General features: G+C 64.4%; 17 protein-coding genes. 8 read left to right on the top strand and 9 right to left on the bottom strand.

The window, feature by feature from the left end:
* The first annotated feature begins 45 nt into the window (after positions 1 to 45).
* From R2N11_RS15940 to R2N11_RS15960, 5 genes are all read left to right on the top strand, one after another.
* On the top strand, positions 46 to 459 hold the full coding sequence (locus R2N11_RS15940; RefSeq protein ID WP_009277706.1) for a hypothetical protein: 414 nt from the start codon (positions 46 to 48) through the stop codon (positions 457 to 459).
* A 70-nt stretch (positions 460 to 529) separates the two neighbouring features.
* A complete protein-coding gene (locus R2N11_RS15945; RefSeq protein WP_009241667.1) occupies positions 530 to 1,831 on the top strand; it encodes a TolC family protein in 1,302 nt (433 codons plus the stop codon).
* The gene (locus R2N11_RS15950) at positions 1,828 to 3,360 is read left to right on the top strand and encodes an efflux RND transporter periplasmic adaptor subunit (RefSeq protein WP_009241668.1); all 1,533 of its coding nucleotides are present in this window, start codon (positions 1,828 to 1,830) and stop codon (positions 3,358 to 3,360) included. The genes R2N11_RS15945 and R2N11_RS15950 overlap by 4 nt, the downstream gene beginning before the upstream one ends.
* Positions 3,357 to 6,527 carry an efflux RND transporter permease subunit gene (locus R2N11_RS15955; RefSeq protein ID WP_009241669.1) on the top strand — a complete coding sequence of 1,057 codons (3,171 nt, stop codon included), beginning with the start codon at positions 3,357 to 3,359 and terminating at the stop codon, positions 6,525 to 6,527. The genes R2N11_RS15950 and R2N11_RS15955 overlap by 4 nt, the downstream gene beginning before the upstream one ends.
* Positions 6,524 to 6,862 (top strand): copper-binding protein, encoded by a 339-nt coding sequence (locus R2N11_RS15960; protein ID WP_009241670.1) that lies wholly within the window; start codon positions 6,524 to 6,526, stop codon positions 6,860 to 6,862. Before R2N11_RS15955 ends, R2N11_RS15960 begins: the two co-directional genes overlap by 4 nt.
* A gap of 55 nt (positions 6,863 to 6,917) precedes the next feature.
* On the opposite strand, the gene lspA is transcribed toward R2N11_RS15960, so the two are convergent.
* Together lspA and R2N11_RS15970 are read right to left on the bottom strand one after the other, a co-directional pair.
* Positions 6,918 to 7,991, bottom strand: a complete 1,074-nt coding sequence (lspA, locus tag R2N11_RS15965) for a signal peptidase II (protein ID WP_009241671.1) — start codon at positions 7,989 to 7,991, stop codon at positions 6,918 to 6,920.
* Entirely contained in the window at positions 7,988 to 10,387 is a 2,400-nt protein-coding gene (locus tag R2N11_RS15970; RefSeq protein WP_009241672.1) for a heavy metal translocating P-type ATPase, read from the bottom strand. The genes lspA and R2N11_RS15970 overlap by 4 nt, the downstream gene beginning before the upstream one ends.
* 85 nt (positions 10,388 to 10,472) lie before the next feature.
* Here R2N11_RS15970 and cadR point away from each other — a divergent pair, with 85 nt between their 5' ends.
* Both cadR and R2N11_RS15980 read left to right on the top strand, forming a co-directional pair.
* The gene (gene cadR, locus R2N11_RS15975) at positions 10,473 to 10,907 is read left to right on the top strand and encodes a Cd(II)/Pb(II)-responsive transcriptional regulator (protein WP_009241673.1); all 435 of its coding nucleotides are present in this window, start codon (positions 10,473 to 10,475) and stop codon (positions 10,905 to 10,907) included.
* 160 nt (positions 10,908 to 11,067) lie between these two features.
* Entirely contained in the window at positions 11,068 to 12,990 is a 1,923-nt protein-coding gene (locus R2N11_RS15980) for a cytochrome c/FTR1 family iron permease (protein WP_009241674.1), read from the top strand.
* A gap of 71 nt (positions 12,991 to 13,061) precedes the next feature.
* On the opposite strand, the gene R2N11_RS15985 is transcribed toward R2N11_RS15980, so the two are convergent.
* The 7 genes from R2N11_RS15985 to R2N11_RS16015 form a co-directional block, all read right to left on the bottom strand.
* On the bottom strand, positions 13,062 to 14,246 hold the full coding sequence (locus R2N11_RS15985) for an MFS transporter (protein WP_009241675.1): 1,185 nt from the start codon (positions 14,244 to 14,246) through the stop codon (positions 13,062 to 13,064).
* A gap of 209 nt (positions 14,247 to 14,455) precedes the next feature.
* Entirely contained in the window at positions 14,456 to 14,899 is a 444-nt protein-coding gene (arsN2, locus tag R2N11_RS15990; RefSeq protein WP_009241676.1) for an arsenic resistance N-acetyltransferase ArsN2, read from the bottom strand.
* 8 nt (positions 14,900 to 14,907) lie between these two features.
* Complete coding sequence (locus tag R2N11_RS15995) at positions 14,908 to 15,612, bottom strand: aquaporin (protein ID WP_009241677.1); 705 nt, start codon at positions 15,610 to 15,612, stop codon at positions 14,908 to 14,910.
* Positions 15,613 to 15,617: 5 nt separating this feature from the next.
* Positions 15,618 to 16,112, bottom strand: a complete 495-nt coding sequence (locus tag R2N11_RS16000) for an arsenate reductase ArsC (RefSeq protein ID WP_009241678.1) — start codon at positions 16,110 to 16,112, stop codon at positions 15,618 to 15,620.
* A 14-nt stretch (positions 16,113 to 16,126) separates the two neighbouring features.
* On the bottom strand, positions 16,127 to 16,621 hold the full coding sequence (locus R2N11_RS16005; RefSeq protein WP_009241679.1) for an arsenate reductase ArsC: 495 nt from the start codon (positions 16,619 to 16,621) through the stop codon (positions 16,127 to 16,129).
* 10 nt (positions 16,622 to 16,631) lie between these two features.
* Entirely contained in the window at positions 16,632 to 17,114 is a 483-nt protein-coding gene (locus R2N11_RS16010) for an ArsI/CadI family heavy metal resistance metalloenzyme (RefSeq protein WP_009241680.1), read from the bottom strand.
* Positions 17,115 to 17,127: 13 nt separating this feature from the next.
* Positions 17,128 to 17,451 carry an ArsR/SmtB family transcription factor gene (locus tag R2N11_RS16015; protein ID WP_009277705.1) on the bottom strand — a complete coding sequence of 108 codons (324 nt, stop codon included), beginning with the start codon at positions 17,449 to 17,451 and terminating at the stop codon, positions 17,128 to 17,130.
* A 118-nt stretch (positions 17,452 to 17,569) separates the two neighbouring features.
* Here R2N11_RS16015 and R2N11_RS16020 point away from each other — a divergent pair, with 118 nt between their 5' ends.
* Positions 17,570 to 18,403, top strand: coding sequence for a site-specific integrase (locus R2N11_RS16020; RefSeq protein WP_009241682.1), 834 nt, complete (start codon positions 17,570 to 17,572; stop codon positions 18,401 to 18,403).
* The last annotated feature ends 3 nt before the right edge of the window (positions 18,404 to 18,406 follow it).

Raw genomic sequence — 18,406 nt, forward strand, 5'->3', positions numbered from 1 at the left:
TGAAAAAAGGTATGCTTCCGACAAAGTTTCCACGGCAATTAACCCTTGCGTCACACGCTGCGCCGGCATTCTTTCTTCGCTGGCTTTCTCCTGCTGGTCTTCCTGTCAGTCCAACTGGCAGCGGCGGCGTACGCCTGTGCCGGCAGCCGATACCAAGTGGGCAGCAACAACATGAAGGCCGCCCTGACCGAATCGTGCGCCGACATGGCCAATGGGACCGATCAGGGCAGCAGCCAGGACAAGGACAACGGCGCGCTGTGCTTGGCCCACTGCCAGGCTGACTCCAAGAGCGCTGATCATGTCGCACCGCAACTGCCGGTGTTCTTGCCGGTGCTCACCGGCGTCATCGAACCGGCCCCCGTGGCGTTTGCCAATATCCGCACGGTGCTGCGCACACAAGTGGCAGCGCGCGCGCCGCCACCACCGCTGGCCGTTCTTTACTGCAGTTTCCAAACGTAGCCTCCAGACCGACGTCACCCGGTGCTGCCCTCTCTAGATTGGGGTAGCTGTCGTCGTTCTTGGAGGCTTTATGCTTTTTCCACGTCGCCTGACGCTGGCGTTGCTTTGCGCGCCTGCCTTCGGCATCGCGATGTCGCATGCCGCGACCTCGCAATCTGTCCCTACGCTTTCCGTTGAGGAAACCGTCGCGCTCGCCACCGCGCATGCCGGCGACGCCGAATCCTCGCGCGGGACCATCGACGCCGCGACCCAAATGGCGGTCGCCGCCGGCCAATTGCCGGACCCCGTGCTCAAGCTCGGCATCAACAACGTGCCGGTCAATGGCCCCGACCAGTTTTCGGTCAGCCGGGATTTCATGACCATGCGCTCCATCAGCGTGATGCAGGAATTCACACGCCCGGACAAACGCCGCGCCAAGGTGGCACGCTTCGAAGCGGAAGCCGACGCTGCCGAAGCGCAGCGCGCGGTCAGCATGGCCAACGTGCAGCGCAACGCCGTCAGCGCATGGCTGGACCGCTGGTATGCCGAGCAGACGGGGACCTTGCTGGGCCACCATGGACACCCACTTGAACTTGCGTTGCAGGCGGCGACCGCCGCGTATCGCAGCGGACGGGGCACGCGCGCCGACGTGCTGGCGATGGAACTGGAAATCCAGAAGCTGCAGGACCGCCTGGACGAAAACCGCGCCGCCGTGGCGGCCAGCGCCGTCGCGCTAGAGCGCTGGATCGGTCCGGCCGCCACCCGCCCGCTCTCCGAGCCGCCGCGCCTGGACGTTCCCCTGCCGGTCGAGCGGTTGGCGCGCGGTGAGTTGGATACCGTGCCTGAGGTCGCCGCCGCGCAACGCGAGGTGGGTCTGGCAGAGAGCGAGATCCGGGCCGCTGCGCAAGCAAAGAAGCCAGATATCACGGTCGAGCTGATGGTCAGCCAGCGCGGCTCCGCGTTCTCGAACATGGGCTCCGTGAACGTCAGCTTTCCGCTGCCTTGGGACCAGGGCAACCGGCAGGACCGCGAAGTCGCGGCCAGGCTGGCCCAGGCCCAGGCGGCACGTGCCAAGTCCGAAATCCTCCGGCGCGACACCCAGGCCATGGTCGGCGCCAAGCTGGCCGAGCTGCAGCGCAATCTCGAACGGCTCAAGCGCTATGACGAGAAGACCTTGCCGCTCGCCAGCACGCAGGCGGAGGCGGCCCTGACAGCCTACCGCGCCAATACCGGATCGCTGCTGGCCGTGGCCGAGGCCAATCACCGCGCCATCGATACGGAATTGGAACGGCTCGCGCTGGAAGCCAAGACGGCCAAGCTGTGGGCCGATCTGACCTTCCTGGTTCCGCTGCCCACCGCGCAGACCGAGTCCGCCATCAAGGAACGCAAATGAAAAAACTGGTCATTGCAACGGCTGTGGGGCTCGTTCTTATCGGGACCGCCATCTATGGCGCCTACCGGGTCGGCGTCACGCAGGGTGCCCGGTTGGCACCATCGTCGATGCCGGCCAGCTCGGCATCCGGCCTCAAGGCCGGCGACGTCGATCCCCAGACCGGCAAGAAGGTACTGTACTGGCACGACCCCATGGTGCCCGGGCAGCGTTTCGACAAGCCGGGCAAATCCCCCTTCATGGACATGCAGTTGGTGCCCGTCTATGCCGAGGGGGACGGAGGTAGCGGCATCGCGGTCGATAGCCGTGTTGCGCAAAACCTCGGCATCCGCACGACCGAAGTCAAAGCCGGCCGGTTGAGCGCGGTGCTGGAGGCGCCCGGCAATATCGCCATCGACGAGCGCAGCGTGCAGGTGATCCAGGCGCGCACGAATGCCTTCGTCCAGCACGTCGCGGTCAGGGCGACGCTTGACCCCGTGCGGCGGGGGCAGGCACTGGTGACGCTGTATTCGCCGGACTGGGTGGCGGCCCAGGAAGAGTATCTGGCCGTGTTGCGCCAGTCGGCACACGGTCAGGCCGATCTCGCCGGTGCGGCCAAGGCGCGCATGCTGCAGGCCGGCATGACGCCGGGTCAGGTCAGCGCGGTCGAGGCATCCGGCCGGCTGCAGCCCAGCGTGGGCATCGCAAGCCCCATCGATGGCATCGTGACTGAGGTTGCGGTGCGAGACGGGATGACCGTCTCCCCCGGCATGACGCTATTCCGCTTGGCCGACCTGAGCCAGGTCTGGGTCATTGCCGAGGTACCGGAAGGCCAAGCTCGCATCATCTCGCCTGGCCTCGCGGTCAAGGTGACACCGACCGGGGCAGTCGAGCCGCTGGTCGGCAAGGTCGACACCGTGTTGCCCGACGTCAACCCGGCGACGCGGACCATCAAGGTGCGCATCGTCCTGCCCAACAAGGGCCGGCACCTGTTGCCGGGCATGTTTGCCACGGTCCGCTTCGACAGCGGCGAGCACCAGGACGTGCTGACCATCCCGTTGGAGGCCGTCATCCGTACCGGTCAGCGCAGCATTGTCATGGTGGACGGAGGTCAGTCGGGCTTTGTGGCCACCGAGATCAAGACCGGGCGCGAGGCCGGCGGCATGGTCGAAGTCCTGGCGGGCCTCAAGGCTGGCCAGAAGGTAGTCACCTCCGGCCAGTTCCTGATCGATTCGGAGGCCAGTCTGCGCGGCACCACCGAGCGCATGGCGGCGCCGGCCGCGGCATCTGAGCCCGCGGCGGCCACCACCGAACACGAAGGCGTCGGTCGCATCGAGGCCGTCACGGGTGAAGGCCTGACAATCTCGCATGGTCCGATCCCCTCGATTCAGTGGGGTGCCATGACGATGGATTTCGCGGCGCCGTCCGCCGGGCTACCGAAGGGACTGAAGGCGGGTGACCGGGTGCGATTCCGCTTCCACCTGGATAAGGACGGCATGGCAGTCCTCTCCTCGGTCGCGCCCGCCGGCGCGGATCAGGGAGGCAAGCCATGATCGCCCGGCTGATTCTGGCGTCGATCCGCAACCGCTTCCTGATCCTGCTGGCGACGCTGATGCTGACTGCGTGGGGATTGTGGGCCGTGCGTAGCACGCCGCTCGATGCCTTGCCCGACCTGTCGGACGTGCAAGTCATCATCCGCACACCGTTCCCCGGCCAGGCGCCGCAGATCGTGGAGAACCAGGTCACCTATCCACTGACCACCACCATGCTGTCGGTGCCGGGTGCCAAGACGGTGCGCGGCTACTCGTTCTTTGGTGACTCGTTTGTCTACGTGCTGTTCGAGGATGGGACCGACCTGTATTGGGCACGCTCACGGGTGCTGGAATACCTGAACCAGGTGCAATCCCGCCTGCCGGCCGCCGCCAAGCCCGCGCTGGGCCCGGACGCGACCGGCGTGGGCTGGATTTACGAGTACGCGCTGGTGGACAAGACCGGCCAGCACGATCTCAGCCAGCTGCGCGCGCTGCAGGACTGGTTCCTGCGCTTCGAACTCAAGTCGCTGCCCAATGTGGCCGAGGTGGCGTCGCTCGGCGGGATGGTGAAGCAGTTCCAGGTCGTCCTGATGCCGGATCGATTACGCGCCTACAACCTGTCCCAAGCCAAGGTGCTGGCGGCGCTCAAGGGAGCCAACCAGGAGACTGGCGGCTCGGTGCTGGAGTTGGGCGAGGCGGAATACATGGTCCGCGCCAGCGGCTACCTGAAGACGCTCGACGACTTCCGGCAGATTCCACTGACGACGAACGACGCAGGCATCGCCGTTCGCCTGGGCGATGTCGCCACCCTCCAGCTCGGGCCGGAGATGCGGCGTGGCATTGCCGATCTCAACGGCCAGGGTGAGGTCGCTGGCGGCGTCATCGTGATGCGCTCCGGCAAGAACGCACTGGAAACCATCGAAGCGGTCAAGGCTAAGCTCGCCACGCTGCAGAAGAGCCTGCCAGCCGGTGTCGAGATCGTGCCGACCTACGACCGTTCCGCGCTGATCAACCGCGCGGTGGAGAACCTGACGCACAAGCTGATCGAGGAATTCATCGTCGTCGCATTGGTGTGTCTGGTGTTCCTGTTCCATCTGCGCTCGGCGCTAGTGGCCATCGTCTCGCTGCCGCTGGGCGTGCTGGCGGCCTTCCTGGTGATGCGCTACCAGGGCGTCAATGCCAACATCATGTCGTTAGGCGGCATCGCCATCGCCGTCGGTGCCATGGTCGACGCCGCCGTGGTCATGATCGAGAACGCGCACAAGCACCTGGAACGCTGGCATGAGGAAAATCCGAACCGCGAGCTCGAAGGCCACGAGCGCTGGAGTGTGATCGGCGAATCGGCAGCCGAGGTCGGGCCGGCGCTGTTCTTCTCACTGCTGATCATCACGCTGTCATTCATTCCGGTGTTCACGCTGGAGGCGCAGGAAGGCCGGCTGTTCTCGCCGCTGGCATTTACCAAGACCTACTCGATGGCAGCAGCGGCTGGTCTGTCGGTCACGCTCGTGCCGGTCCTGATGGGTTACATGATCCGGGGACGGATTCCCACGGAGCAGTCCAACCCGCTCAGCCGCTGGCTGATCCGCCTCTACCAGCCGATGCTGGCCAAGGTGCTCGCCTACCCCAAAGCCACCGTCGGGATCGCCGCCGTCCTGCTGATCGCAACCGCCTGGCCGGTGATGCGGATCGGAGGCGAATTCATGCCGCCGCTGGATGAAGGCGACCTGCTGTACATGCCATCGGCGCTGCCGGGGCTCTCCGCCGGCAAGGCGGCCCAGCTATTGCAGCAAACCGACCGCCTCATCAAGACCGTCCCTGAGGTCGCCAGTGTGTTCGGCAAGGCAGGCCGCGCCGACACCGCCACCGATCCGGCCCCCATCGAGATGTTCGAGACCACCATCCAGTTCAAGCCGCGCGAGCAGTGGCGGCCCGGCATGACCACCGACAAGCTGGTGGAGGAACTTGACCGCGTGGTCAAGGTACCGGGCCTGTCCAACATCTGGGTGCCGCCGATCCGCAACCGCATCGACATGCTCGCCACCGGCATCAAGAGTCCGGTCGGCATCAAGGTGGCGGGCACGGACTTGAAGGAAATCGACCGGCTGACCACTCGGATCGAGGAGGCCGTCAAGACCGTACCCGGAGTCACGTCCGCGCTGGCCGAACGCCTGTCCGGCGGGCGCTACATTGACGTCGATATCGATCGGATGGCCGCGGGGCGATACGGCCTCAATATCGAGGACGTGCAAAGCATCGTGTCATCAGCCGTGGGGGGAGACAACGTGGGTGAAGTCGTGGATGGTCTGGCCCGGTTCCCCATCAACGTCCGTTACCCACGGGACTACCGCGACTCGGTCGAGCAGTTGCGGAGCCTGCCGATCGTCACCGACCGCGGCCAGCAGATCACGCTGGCCGACGTGGCCCGTATCCAGGTGGTGCAAGGCCCGCCGATGTTGCGCAGCGAGAACGCCCGGCTGTCGGGCTGGGTGTACGTGGACATCCGTGGGCGCGATTTGCGTTCCGCAGTGAAAGACATGCAAGCGGCGGTCGCCAAAGCGGTGCCGATGCCGGCGGGCTATGCGCTGAGCTGGTCGGGCCAGTTCGAGTACCTGGAGCGCGCCAGCGCCAAACTGAAGGTCGTCGTGCCGTTCACTTTGCTGATCATCTTCGTGCTGCTGTACCTGGTGTTCGGCCGGATCGACGAGGCGCTGCTCATCATGGGCACGCTGCCGCTCGCGCTGATCGGCGGTTTCTGGCTGCTCTATCTGCTGGGCTACAACTTGTCGGTGGCCGGGGTCGTCGGCTTCATCGCACTGGCCGGCGTGGCGGCCGAGTTCGGCGTGATCATGCTGCTCTACCTCAAGCAGGCGTGGACGGAGCGGCAGGAGGCGGGCCAGAACACGATACCAGCGCTGCTGGAAGCCATCCAGGAAGGCGCCGTGCTACGGGTCCGCCCGAAGGCCATGACGGTCGCCGTCATCCTGGCCGGCCTGATCCCGATCATGTGGGCGCACGGCACCGGGTCCGAGATCATGCAGCGCATTGCCGCCCCGATGGTCGGCGGCATGGTCACTGCGCCCTTACTGTCCCTGTTCGTCGTCCCAGCCGTGTATCTGCTGATCCGTCGGCGGCAGACGAAATCATCACCACTTCCCACCCACCCCTCACATCAAGAGGAATCACCATGAAGCACATCAAGACCTTTGCGATCCTGCTTGCACTCACTGCAGCGCCAGCGGCATTTGCGGCCGAATCCATGGATGGCATGGACATGAAGCCGGCCGGCCATGCCAAGCAGTCACCCAAGCCCGTGGCTGCGGAGATCCGCAAGATCCACCTCGACACCGGCAAGGTCACGCTCAAGCACGGCGCCATCGACAACCTCGGCATGGGCGCGATGACGATGACGTTTGCCGTGAAGGACAAGGCGTCGCTGAAAAACTTCAAGGAAGGCCAATCAGTGTTGGCGGTCTTTGACATGGTCGATGGCCAGCCGACCGTGGTGGACCTGCGGAGCAAGTAAGCCGTCGGCGGCGCACGGCCCATCGGTCGTGTGCCGCCGCAAGGTATGGCTGCAATCAGCCGGACAGGGTTTTCGCCGTAATGCCATGCCGTTGCGTCAACACTGCCAGCATCAGCGATGCCGCGCCCGCGGAGATAGCCATATCAGCAAGGTTGAATGCCGGCCAGTGGAGTTGCATCCAATGCAGGTCCAGAAAGTCCACGACCTGACCACGCCAGACGCGGTCTGTGAGATTTCCCGCTGCACCGCCAAGGATCAAGCTGTACGCCAAAGCTTCCATACGAGACAACCGCTTGCGCAACGTGTGGGCCAACCACGCTGAGACAGCCAGGCCCAAGCCAATAAAAAGGTAGCGCTGCCAGCCGGCCTCATTGGCGAGGAAACTGAAGGCCGCGCCAGGATTGCGCACGTACACGAGGTTGAACGTTGACGTGATCTCAACCCGCTCACCATAGGCAAACATCCGCGTGATGGCGAACTTGGCAGCTTGATCGGCCATGAAGCAACACGCCGCAACGCCATACCAGACCGCGTTCGGTGTGCCACGGTTCCTCCATGTTGCAGCAAGCAACGGCACCAGGTGGCCAGCGACAACGACGCAGCCAGCCCCGAGGGTCCAGCCCGCAAGTACATCCGCCGGAAAATGCATCCCCGCCGCAATGCGTGACCACCCGACGAGAGCGGCGTAGCACACCAAGGCGAGATGGCCTCGACGTCCCATCAAGGGCCAGAGTGCGCCCACAACCAGTGCCGCGTAGGTCGCGTGTCCGCTGGGCAGGCTGTAGCGCAGTTCCGCTACGCCGATGACGTGCACGAGAGTGCCAAGCACTGCGGGCGGCCGCGGGAAATCCAGCCCCCACTTCAACGCGGAAGCGGCCAGCAAGGCGAGCGCAAAGGCCACGCCGAACGTGACCAGACGGTGCCGCACAGCGCATGCGCGAGTCGGATTCGATGCAGACGTGGACCACCACCACAGGCCCAGCAGCATGAGCGGCGCGGTCCAATAGCTCCCAACCAGACTAAAAAGCCACGCCCACGGGTCCAGCGCGCCCGGCGTCCCGGAATTGATGGCCTGGAACAGCGCGACATTCCAGCCGCCCCAGTCGTACAACAGGAACTTCCAATTCATTTGCGCAGCAACCTCAGCCCGTTGCCGACCACCAGCAGGCTGGCCCCCATGTCGGCAAACACCGCCATCCACATGGTGGCCTGGCCGGTAAAGGTCAGCACCAGGAACACCACCTTGATGCCGAGCGCCAGCGCAATGTTCTGCTTCAGAACTCCCGCCGTGGACCGGGATAGCCGTACAAAGGCCGGGAGCTTGCGCAGATCGTCGTCCATCAGCGCGACGTCGGCCGTTTCGATCGCCGTGTCCGTCCCGGCGGCCCCCATCGCGAAACCGATATCGGCCCGTGCCAGCGCCGGCGCGTCGTTGATGCCATCGCCGACCATGCCGATGGTTCCCTGTGCCGATAGCTGCTCGATTTCGCGCTGCTTGTCTTCCGGTAGCAGGTTGCCCCGAGCTTTGTCGATACCCACTTGCTGCGCGATCGCCTCCGCGGTGTGCGGGTTGTCACCACTGAGCATCACGGTTTTGATGCCCAGCGCGTGCAGGTCCTTGATCGCCTGGCGACTGCTGTCCTTGATGGTGTCGGCCACGCCGAACAGCGCGCGTACGCCGTCCGGGCCGATCAGCATCACGACGGTTTTGCCCTGGGTTTCGAGGGTGGCAAGGTTGGTTTCCAATGCCGGCGAGCACACCCCGAGTTCCTCAACCAGGCGATGATTGCCCAAGTGATAGAGCGCACCGTCGATATGGCCCCGGACGCCGCGCCCAGGCATGGCCGCGAAATCGGCGACCTCGCCTGGGGTGAGACCTTTGTCCTGCGCTGCGCGGGCCACCGCCTGAGAGACGGGGTGGTCGGAGCGAATCGCCAGGCTGGCGGCAAGCCTCTCGGCGGCCGAGGGGTCTGTGCCGTTCCAGGCCATGACATCGGTGAGCGCCGGCTTGCCGTGTGTGATGGTGCCGGTCTTGTCGAGCGCCAACCATTTCAGCTTGCGCCCCTCTTCGAGATAGACCCCGCCCTTGATCAGGATGCCGCGTCGCGCGGCGGCGGCCAGGCCGCTCACGATGCTCACCGGCGTCGAAATCACGAGGGCGCAGGGACACGCGATCACCAGCAGTACGAGGGCCTTGTAGATCCAATCCAGCCAGGCGGCACCGAACAGGAGCGGCGGCAAGATGGCCACCGCCAGCGCGACGGCGAAGACGATGGGGGTGTACAGCCGGGCGAACTGATCAACGAAACGCTGCGTGGGTGCGCGACTGCCTTGAGCAGCCTCCACTGCGTGGATGATGCGTGCCAGCGTAGAGTCGCTTGCCGCCGCGGTGACGCGGTACTCGAACGATCCGGACTCGTTGATGGTGCCGGCGAACACCGGGTCGCCTTCCGCCTTCTCGACCGGCAGGCTCTCGCCCGTAATCGGTGCCTGGTTCACGGAGGAGCGCCCCTGCAGCACCTCGCCATCGAGCGCGATGCGCTCGCCCGGCTTGACCCGCACCCGGCTGCCGACGGCAACGGTCTTGGCATCGACGTCGCCCCAGCTCCCATCGCTGCGCTGAACCATGGCGGTCTCGGGCGCGAGATCCATCAAACCACGGATCGCGTCACGCGCACGATCCAGCGACCGGGCTTCGACGACTTCGGCCAGCGCGAACAAGACCATCACCATCGCTGCTTCCGGCCAGTGGCCGATCACCATCGCGCCCGTCACCGCAATCGACATGAGGGCACTCATGTTCAGGTTGCGGTTCTTGAGCGCGATCCAGCCTTTCTTGTAGGTGGTGAGCCCGCCGGTCAGGATCGCGGCTAATGCCAGGACCACCACCACCCAGTGATTGCCACCGTTGAGCCAATAGACGACCTCCGCCAGTACGGCGTTCGCCCCGGAAATGGCAAGCGGCCACCATTTGGTGGGCGCGGCATCCGGCACAGAAGCGGGTGCGGCAGCGGAGGTGTCGCGGACCTCGGCATCGAAGCCAAGCGATTGGATGGCGGCCAATACTTGGGGCAACGTGTGCGCAGCGTGACGGACCGCCAGCGTGCGCTGAACGAGGTTGAAATCAAGACCGGCCACACCCGGCACGCCCGCCAGCTTGCCCCGAATCAGTGCTTCCTCAGTGGGACAGTCCATCTGCCGGATGGTCAGGACCGTGCTTTGCGCGGAACGCGTCTCTTCCGCGCGCACGGCTTGCATGCCAATGGCCGACAACGCCTGTTCGATTGAGGCCGGGGACGGCAGCCGGTGATTGACGGTCAGCGAACGCTGTACCAGATTGAACTCAAGCTTCACCACCCCAGGCAACGTCGCCAGCTTGTTGCGAATGAGCGCTTCCTCGGTTGGGCAATCCATGTTGTCGATCCGGTAGCGCGAGCGCTTCAAATCGACGCCAGTTGCATCGGGGGCCGGAGGCGCCACGTTGACAGCAGCGCAATCGCATCCCTTCGGGCCGCATTCGCTCACGGCAACTCCTTGTCGCTTGAATTGGATTGGGCTTAAGTACACACTCTATAGTTACTATAGAGTCAAGAGACTCCTGCCCAACATCATGACGATTCAGATCGGTGAACTGGCCAAGCGCACGGCGTGCCCGGTTCAAACCATCCGCTACTACGAGCGCGAAGGCCTGCTGCCGCCGCCTGAGCGCAGCTCAGGAAATTTCCGGCTGTATGGCGAGCGGCACATTGAACGGCTGCAGTTCATCCTCCACTGCCGGTCGCTGGACATGCCGCTGAGCGACGTGCGGGCTCTGCTGCGCTACCGCGAGCAACCGCGCGAGGATTGCGGTGCGGTGAACACCCTCCTGGACAAGCATATCCATGAGGTCGAGCGGCGCATCGAGGCGCTTGCGGCCTTGAAGCGCCATCTGTACGCGTTGCGCGAAAGCTGCTCCGATGGCCGGGCCGCTGAAGCGTGCGGGATCCTGCAAGGGTTGTCCGACGCGAGTTACGGGTGCGACGCTGACGTCACCCGTCAAGGCTGATACGCAGCCCACAGGTCATCGTCCCGATTCTTCGCGCCGATCATCTCTCAGGAACCGCCTGCACGGCTGCAGGGAGGACGTGGATGGCTTTTGCTGCGAAACATGAATTACAATCATTCTCATTTAAGGCAATCTCTCCCGCTTCGCCGGAAGGTTTTTCATGCAGCTGCAGCGCGTCGTTTCTCTCCTCCTGTTCTACCTTCTGGCATCGGTCTCAAGCGCGTACGCCGACACGCTGTCGACGCAAGACAAGACCAAGCAGGTCTGGCAGTTGCTTGATTATCTGGCGGTCGATTACGGCCGCTCCGTCAAGGACGGGCAGGTCGCCAATGCCGACGAGTACGCCGAAATGCAGGAATTTGCGCATGCGGCGGAGCGCCAGATTGCAGAGTTGCCGGCGGGGCCCGGCACGCAAGCACTGCTCAAGGATGCCGGGGCATTGCGCTCGCAAATCGCCGACAAAGCCGCGCCAGCCGCAGTCGGTGAGCAGGCGCACAAGCTCGCGGATAGCTTGCTGGCAGCCTATCCGGTGCCAATGGCGCCCAGCAAGGTGCCCGACCTCAAGCGTGGGGCCACGCTGTATCAAAATCAGTGTGCGTCCTGCCACGGTAGCTCCGGACACGCCGATGGCGTTCTGGCCGCCAAACTGAGTCCGCCGCCCATTGCCCTGGCCGATCATCAACGGGCTCAGGAGCGCAGCGTCTTCGCGCTCCAGCAGATCATCACGCGCGGTGTCGAGGGCACCTCGATGCCGAGCTTCGCGCAGCTCACCGACGACGATCGCTGGGCGCTCGCCTATTTTGCGTCGACCCTGTCGTATTCCGATGCGGATCGGCAAGCCGGCGCCAAGTTGTGGGCGTCCCGCCCTGAGTTGCATGGCGCGGTGCCCACGCTCGCCAAACTCAGCCAGACGCCCGAGGCGTCGCTGGCTAAGTCGACCAGCCCGGATGCTGCGCGGCAATTGACCGCTTACCTCAGAAGCGCTCCGGACGTGCTGAGCGCGTCCACCGCTGACAGTCTCGCGATTGCCAAGGACAAGCTGAAGGAAAGCGTGGCCGCCTTCGACCAAGGTGACAAAGCGACCGCCTCGCGCCTTGCGCTTTCCGCCTACCTCGACGGCTTCGAGCCGGTTGAGCCCGCCTTGGCCGCCAAGAACCAGGCGCTGTTCCAGGACATCGAAAAGACGATGGGGCTGTACCGCAACGCCATCACAACCGGACAGGCAGGGCAAGTGCAGGAAATCGCTCAGCGTCTGCAGACCATGTTGACCGAAGCCCAGGACGCGCTGGGCGGCACTAACGATCCGCTGTCGACCTTCCTGGGCGCCTTGACGATCCTGCTGCGCGAAGGCCTTGAAGCGCTGCTCGTCGTGGTCGCCATGATGGCGTTCCTGAAGAAAGCGGAGCGCACGGACGTGCTTCCGTACGTCCATGCCGGCTGGATTGTTGCACTGGCCGCCGGTGGGCTGACGTGGGCCGTCGCCACCTATCTGGTGGACTTGAGCGGCGCCAGCCGCGAGATGACCGAAGGTTTCTCGGCGATCTTTGCGGCCGTGGTCCTGCTTGGCGTGGGGATGTGGATGCACCAGAAGAGCCTGGCCGGTCGCTGGCAGGCCTACGTGAAGCAGAAGCTGTCGTCGGCGCTGAACAAGCGCTCGGCGATCATGCTGTTCGTGCTGTCGTTCGTGACGGTGTACCGCGAGGTGTTCGAGACAGTGCTGTTCTACGCCGCACTGTGGAGCGAAGGCAACGGCATCTACCTGCTGGCCGGCTTGGGCTCGGGGATCGCCATCCTGGCAGCCATCGCCGTTGTTCTACTGCGATCCTCGGCACGCCTGCCGATCCGCCAGTTCTTTGCCTTCAGTTCGGCTCTGGTCGCTGTCCTGGCGGTAGTGCTGATCGGCAAAGGGGTCGCAGCGCTGCAGAAGGTCGGCTTCCTGCACATCACGCCGATTTCGATGCCGCGCATCGACGTGCTGGGAATTTACCCCTCTGTGCAGACCGTGCTGGCCCAGGTGGCGATTCTGTTGATCATTGCCGGCATGATCGCCTACAACGTGCGGTCTGCATCGAACAAGGCATAAGCGTCAGCCTACCGCGAACCAGGGGTCCGGCCGAAGCGCGTCGGACTCGTACAGCCTCAAGTGAGCTGCCGTCACCGGCGCATACGCCCGGCACCTGCCGTCTCGCCCGACGACAGCCTCCGCGCGCCATACCGCGCAAGGATGATCAACGCGATGGTGGCCACACAGAAGGCAGCGCCGGCATAGAAGGTGAAAGCGGCCCCGAGCTGGTCCCACAGCAGGCCAGCCAAGGCGCTGGCCACCAGCAGCGCTAGGCCGCTGGCCAGGTTGAAGAAGCCGAAAGCAGTACCGCGCAAATCCTCTGGGGCGGTGTCGGCGACCATGGTGGCGAGCAGCCCCTGCGTCATGCCCATGTGAAGGCCCCACACTGCCACACCGGCAAGCGTGGCGGCCCAATGCGCGCTTACTGCTAGCACCAGGTCGGCGAGAATCAGGACCCCAAGGCCCCACGCCAGCAGCGTGGTGTGACGTAGGCGATCGGACAGCTTGCCAAACGGATAGGCCGAGAGCGAATAGACGACGTTCATCGCGACCAACACCAGCGGCGCCAGGTATAGCGGCAGGCCGACCTGCTGGGAGCGCAGCACCAGAAACGCTTCGCTAAAGCGCGCCAGCGTGAACAGCGCTCCAATTGCGACCACTTGCCAGTATGGACGTCCAAGCCGGACAAGGTTCGCCCACTTGATCGGGTTGGTCCGCTTGGCGCCGATGTGGGTATCCGGTTCCCGCACGCCGACCAGAAGGAGCAACACCGAGAGAATGCCCGGGATGACGGCCACCCAGAAAACAGCCCTGAAATCGTTCGCCCACAAAAACATCAGGCCAATGGCGATCAGGGGGCCGAGAAAGGCGCCCACAGTATCCAAAGACTGCCGCAACCCGAAGGCTGCCCCTCGGAGATGCGGTGGCGCAATGTCTGCGACCAGCGCGTCACGGGGTGCGCCCCGAATGCCCTTGCCGATCCGGTCGGCCAGACGCGCCGCCAGCACGACTCCCACCCCTGGCGCCAGCGCGAAGAACGGCTTAGACAGCGCCCCAAGGGCATAGCCCAGCACCGCGATCCCTTTACGCTTGCCGAGGTAGTCGCTCAATGCGCCCGAAAACACCTTGACGATCAACGCAGTCGCCTCGGCGACACCCTCGATGAGGCCAACATAGAAGGCACTCGCGCCGAGTGCGGTCACCATGAAGACAGGCAGCAGGCTGTGAATGATTTCCGACGAAATGTCCATCAGCAGGCTGACAAAGCCAAGCATCCAAATCCCTGCGGGTATCTGGCTCAAGGTGGTGCGAGTGGGTGCAGTCACAGCGATTGGCTCTGTGTCGGGTGGATCGATCCTGCCATAGCGAGGCCGAGAACCGCGGTCGCTTGAGCCGCGCTGGTCGCGCCCATACCGTATGGCCGCGCCACGAGTCTATCCGCTCCCTTGAGGTCGTCGCGACACAAACGGGCATTTTCCCGCGATTACAGCAGGTTCTTTGTCATACACGTGGCGGACGCCGGACACAGCAAGCTGAATTGCGAGCTGGATTGAAGCGAGCCAGGCGCCAAGCGCCGGTCGAAGCGCTCGTACCCCAGCGCGGTGAAGTAGCCTGCTGCTGTCGTCGTCAGCAGAAAGAGGCGGCTTACGCCAATGGCAAAGGCATCGCGCTCGGCGATTCCCACGAGGGCGCGGCCAAGACCGTTCTGGCGGGCGCATTTGGCGACGGCGACCGATCGGAGCAGCGCATCCGACCCGTATAGCTCCAACCCTGCACAAGCCAAAAGCTCTCCATCCTGCACAGCCAGGTGGAAGCGGCTGACTTGCCCGACCGCAACATCCTCGCTCGGCAGCCCTTCCTCAATGAGCAGCGCGCGAATGGCTGGATAGTCCTCAGGGCGTGCAGGGCGAAAGTCAGGTGTGCTCATTGGAGAAGTCAATCCGCCGGGTGTTCGCCGGAGGACTCGATGACGTTGGGATGCCCGCGACGCGCCAGACGCGGCTCCAGCATCCGGTGCAGCATCAATCCGAGCACCGCGCCAGCGCATTCGGCCAGCACAAAACCCGGTACGCTGCTTGGGGCAATGCCGGCGAAACTGTTGCTGAACATGCGTCCGAACGCGGCCGCCGGGTTGGCGAACGACGTAGAGGCCGTAAACCAGTAGGCCGCACCGATGTAGGCCGCCACCATGGAAGAGGCACGACCGTTCGGCGCACGCAGAATCACCAGCAGCAGCCCCGCGGTCGCCACCGCCTCGGCAATCCATTGCCCCGGTCCGCTGCGCACCTTGGTCGAGAACTGCAGGATCGTCATGTCGAACATGGCGTGCGCCAGCCATGCACCCAGTACCGCCCCCACAAGCTGTGCCGCGATGTAGGGAGCGAGCGCCGAACCGGGCAGTTCTGCGCGTGCCGCCATGACCGCACGGACAGCCGGATTGAAGTGCGCGCCGCTGATCGGCCCGAACACCTCGATCAGGATGTAGAGGCCGCCGACCGTGGCAGCTGTGTTGGCCAGCAGTGCCACCGCGACGTTGCCGCCCGCCAGGCGCTCGGCCATGATGCCGGACCCGATGACAATGGCGAGCAGTAGCGCCGTGCCCAATGCTTCGGCGGCAAGCCGGCTGCGCAGATCCACCATGGCGTTCAGTCTTGCGAGATGCGTTCGAGCTGCGCTTGCAACTCGGCGTTGGAGAGCGTATCGAGTGGCAACGCCAGCAGTTGTAGCATGCGGTAGCCGATGGCTTGGCGCGTCACCTCAAACGCTTGTCGCTTACCCTCGTCGCCGCCTGGAGCGTTGGATGGGTCGGCATAGCCCCAATGCACCTTGACCGGGCTGCCCGGCCAGTAGGGACATTGCTCGGCGGCGGCGCTGTCGCACACGGTGATGACGACGCGCATCTGTGGCGCACCGTCAGCGACGAACTCGTCCCAGCTCTTGCTGCGATAACCGGCGGTGTCGATGCCGGCGTTGGTGAGGGCTTCCAATGCAAACGGGTTGAGGCGGCCGCTCGGCGCGCTACCGGCGCTGTAGGCGCGCACGTCTTTGCCGAGCTTTTGTGCCCAGTGGTTGAGCATGCCTTCACTCAGCACGCTGCGTGCGGAGTTGTGGGTGCAGAGGATAAGGACGTTTGTAGTCATGGGAAGAAATCGGGTTATTGCTGGCCGATGTCGCGCACAGCCTTCTGTAAGGCAACGGTATCGAGCTTTGGAATTGGCAACGACAGGAACAGCTCGATGCGGCGCTTCAGGGTGATGGCTGCATCGCGGATGGCCTGCTGCTTGCGCTCGTCGGAACCCTCCACCGCTGCAGGATCAACCACACCCCAATGGGCGGTCATGGGCTGGCCCGGCCATACCGGACACACCTCGCCGGCTGCCTTGTCGCAGACGGTGAAAACGAAGTCCAGTTCGGGCGCGCCGTCTTGCGAGAACTCGTCCCAGCTCTTGCTACGGAACCCGTCCGTCGGGATACCGAACTGCTGCAGGGCATGCAGCGCAAACGGGTTCACCGCACCGGCGGGGTGGCTACCTGCGGAGAAGGCCTTGAATCGGTCGCCACCGAGGTGGTTCAACAGACCCTCGGCCAGGATCGAGCGCGCGGAATTGCCGGTGCAGATGAACAGCACGTTGTAGGTCTTGTCGGCCATGGAGGGGCTCCTAGCAGCAGGACGAACCCGACTTCACCGCAATCCCAATCGGCTTTCCACCCGGCGCACGCGGAGCGCAGCAGGCGGAGCCTTCAGTAGCAACTTCTTCCTTCTTGCCTTCGCTGAATACCGGGATGTTGCCGAGCGAATGGAAGTGCTCCCACGCGATGCCCTGCGGGTCGGTGATCCAGTGCTTGTCGCTACGGGCGTAGCAGCAGGTGGTCTCGCCCTCGTCCAGCAACGCCATGTCTGCGGCTTCGGCTCGCGCCTTCAACTCGGCCAACTCGGCAGCGTCATCGACCTGGAAGCCGAGGTGGTCCACTCCGGCGGCGCTGCCGCGCGTGGAGATGGCAAAGTTGATGCGCGGATCGTCCAGCATCCATTTCGCATAGTCGCTTTCCACGCGCGCCGGCTCGGCGGCGAACAGCTTCGAATAGAAGGCGATGCTCTTGCCAAGATCGTCAACGTGAACGTGTACGTGAAATCGCTTCATTTGGCATCTCCAGTCAGCATTTGCATGCGGTGGTGTCGGCTTCCAGGCAGGCTTCGCCCTGGCAGCAGTTGGCGGTCAGGAAGCCCAACAGTGCATCCATATGGTCGTAGGCCGCGCGGTAGATCAGGTTGCGGCCGTCGCGCTCTTGCGTCACCAGGTGCGCGTTCATCAGTTCCTTGAGGTGGAACGACAAGGTCGCACCCGGCACGTCGAGCTGTTCGGCGATCGCACCTGGAGTCATGCCCGTGGGCCCAGCCACCACCAGCATGCGGAAAACTTGCAGGCGGAGGCTGTGCGCGAGCGCGGCGAGGGATCGGATGACGTCGTTTTCTTCCATATTTCCAATGTAGTAGAAATATGGATTGATGGCAAGGAGTACGGTCACTGTTGACCGGTGCCACATCACGGTGCTGCAGCGGCGACAATATGGCCATCCAGCCCACCACGACTGCTTCATGGCCGACATCGACCGATACCTGGAAGCCGCAACCCGCGATCACACGCGACGCAGCTATCAGTCTGCCATCCGCCATTTCGAGCGGGAATGGGGAGGCTTCCTGCCGGCCAGCGCCGACAACATTGCGCAGTATTTGGCCGAGCACGCGCAGACGCTTTCCATCAACACGCTGCGTCAGCGTTTGGCTGCGATCGCGCAATGGCACATCTCGCAGGGCTTTCCGGACCCCACCCGAGCGCCACATGTCCGCAAGGTTCTGAAGGGCATCCAGGCGCTGCACCCGGCCCAGGAGCGACGTGCCAAGCCGCTGCAGCTCGCCCAACTGGAGCAGTTGGTGGCGTGGCTGGACGCGCAAATTGCGGCAGACTCGGCCGCGGGAAACGTCCATCCACTACAAGTTCATGCCCGCAACAAGGCGCTGGTGCTGATCGGCTTCTGGCGGGGCTTCCGCTCCGACGAACTGAGCCGGCTGCAGATCGAGCACATCACGGTCGAGGCCGGCCGGGGCATGACGATCTTCCTGCCGCGCACCAAGACGGACCGCAACCACGTGGGCACCACCCACAAGGCACCGGCCCTGTCGCGCTTGTGTCCGGTCGCCGCCTACGAGGCTTGGCTGGGCGCATCCGGATTGGCCGGCGGCCCCGTGTTCCGACGGATCGATCGCTGGGGACGGATGGCCGACGACGGGCTGCAGGCCAGCAGCATCGTGCCGTTGCTGCGTTCGCTGTTTCGTGACGCAGGCCTGGCGCAGGCGGGTAGCTACAGCAGCCACTCGCTGCGGCGCGGCTTCGCCACCTGGGCCAATGGGAGGGATGGCCGGGATTCGTAAAAA

Origin of the sequence: Ralstonia flaminis (assembly GCF_958415495.1) — a bacterium.
Lineage (GTDB): Bacteria > Pseudomonadota > Gammaproteobacteria > Burkholderiales > Burkholderiaceae > Ralstonia > Ralstonia flaminis.

Bases quoted from the DNA above. Each gene is read 5' to 3' on its own strand.
- R2N11_RS16020 (WP_009241682.1), top strand. From the start codon at position 17,570: ATGGCCGACATCGACCGATACCTGGAAGCCGCAACCCGCGATCACACG.
- R2N11_RS16010 (WP_009241680.1), bottom strand. From the start codon at position 17,114: ATGAAGCGATTTCACGTACACGTTCACGTTGACGATCTTGGCAAGAGC.
- lspA (WP_009241671.1), bottom strand. From the start codon at position 7,991: ATGAATTGGAAGTTCCTGTTGTACGACTGGGGCGGCTGGAATGTCGCG.
- R2N11_RS15980 (WP_009241674.1), top strand. From the start codon at position 11,068: ATGCAGCTGCAGCGCGTCGTTTCTCTCCTCCTGTTCTACCTTCTGGCA.
- arsN2 (WP_009241676.1), bottom strand. From the start codon at position 14,899: ATGAGCACACCTGACTTTCGCCCTGCACGCCCTGAGGACTATCCAGCC.
- cadR (WP_009241673.1), top strand. From the start codon at position 10,473: ATGACGATTCAGATCGGTGAACTGGCCAAGCGCACGGCGTGCCCGGTT.
- R2N11_RS16005 (WP_009241679.1), bottom strand. From the start codon at position 16,621: ATGGCCGACAAGACCTACAACGTGCTGTTCATCTGCACCGGCAATTCC.
- R2N11_RS16000 (WP_009241678.1), bottom strand. From the start codon at position 16,112: ATGACTACAAACGTCCTTATCCTCTGCACCCACAACTCCGCACGCAGC.
- R2N11_RS15995 (WP_009241677.1), bottom strand. From the start codon at position 15,612: ATGGTGGATCTGCGCAGCCGGCTTGCCGCCGAAGCATTGGGCACGGCG.
- R2N11_RS15950 (WP_009241668.1), top strand. From the start codon at position 1,828: ATGAAAAAACTGGTCATTGCAACGGCTGTGGGGCTCGTTCTTATCGGG.
- R2N11_RS15945 (WP_009241667.1), top strand. From the start codon at position 530: ATGCTTTTTCCACGTCGCCTGACGCTGGCGTTGCTTTGCGCGCCTGCC.
- R2N11_RS15985 (WP_009241675.1), bottom strand. From the start codon at position 14,246: ATGCTTGGCTTTGTCAGCCTGCTGATGGACATTTCGTCGGAAATCATT.
- R2N11_RS16015 (WP_009277705.1), bottom strand. From the start codon at position 17,451: ATGGAAGAAAACGACGTCATCCGATCCCTCGCCGCGCTCGCGCACAGC.
- R2N11_RS15955 (WP_009241669.1), top strand. From the start codon at position 3,357: ATGATCGCCCGGCTGATTCTGGCGTCGATCCGCAACCGCTTCCTGATC.
- R2N11_RS15960 (WP_009241670.1), top strand. From the start codon at position 6,524: ATGAAGCACATCAAGACCTTTGCGATCCTGCTTGCACTCACTGCAGCG.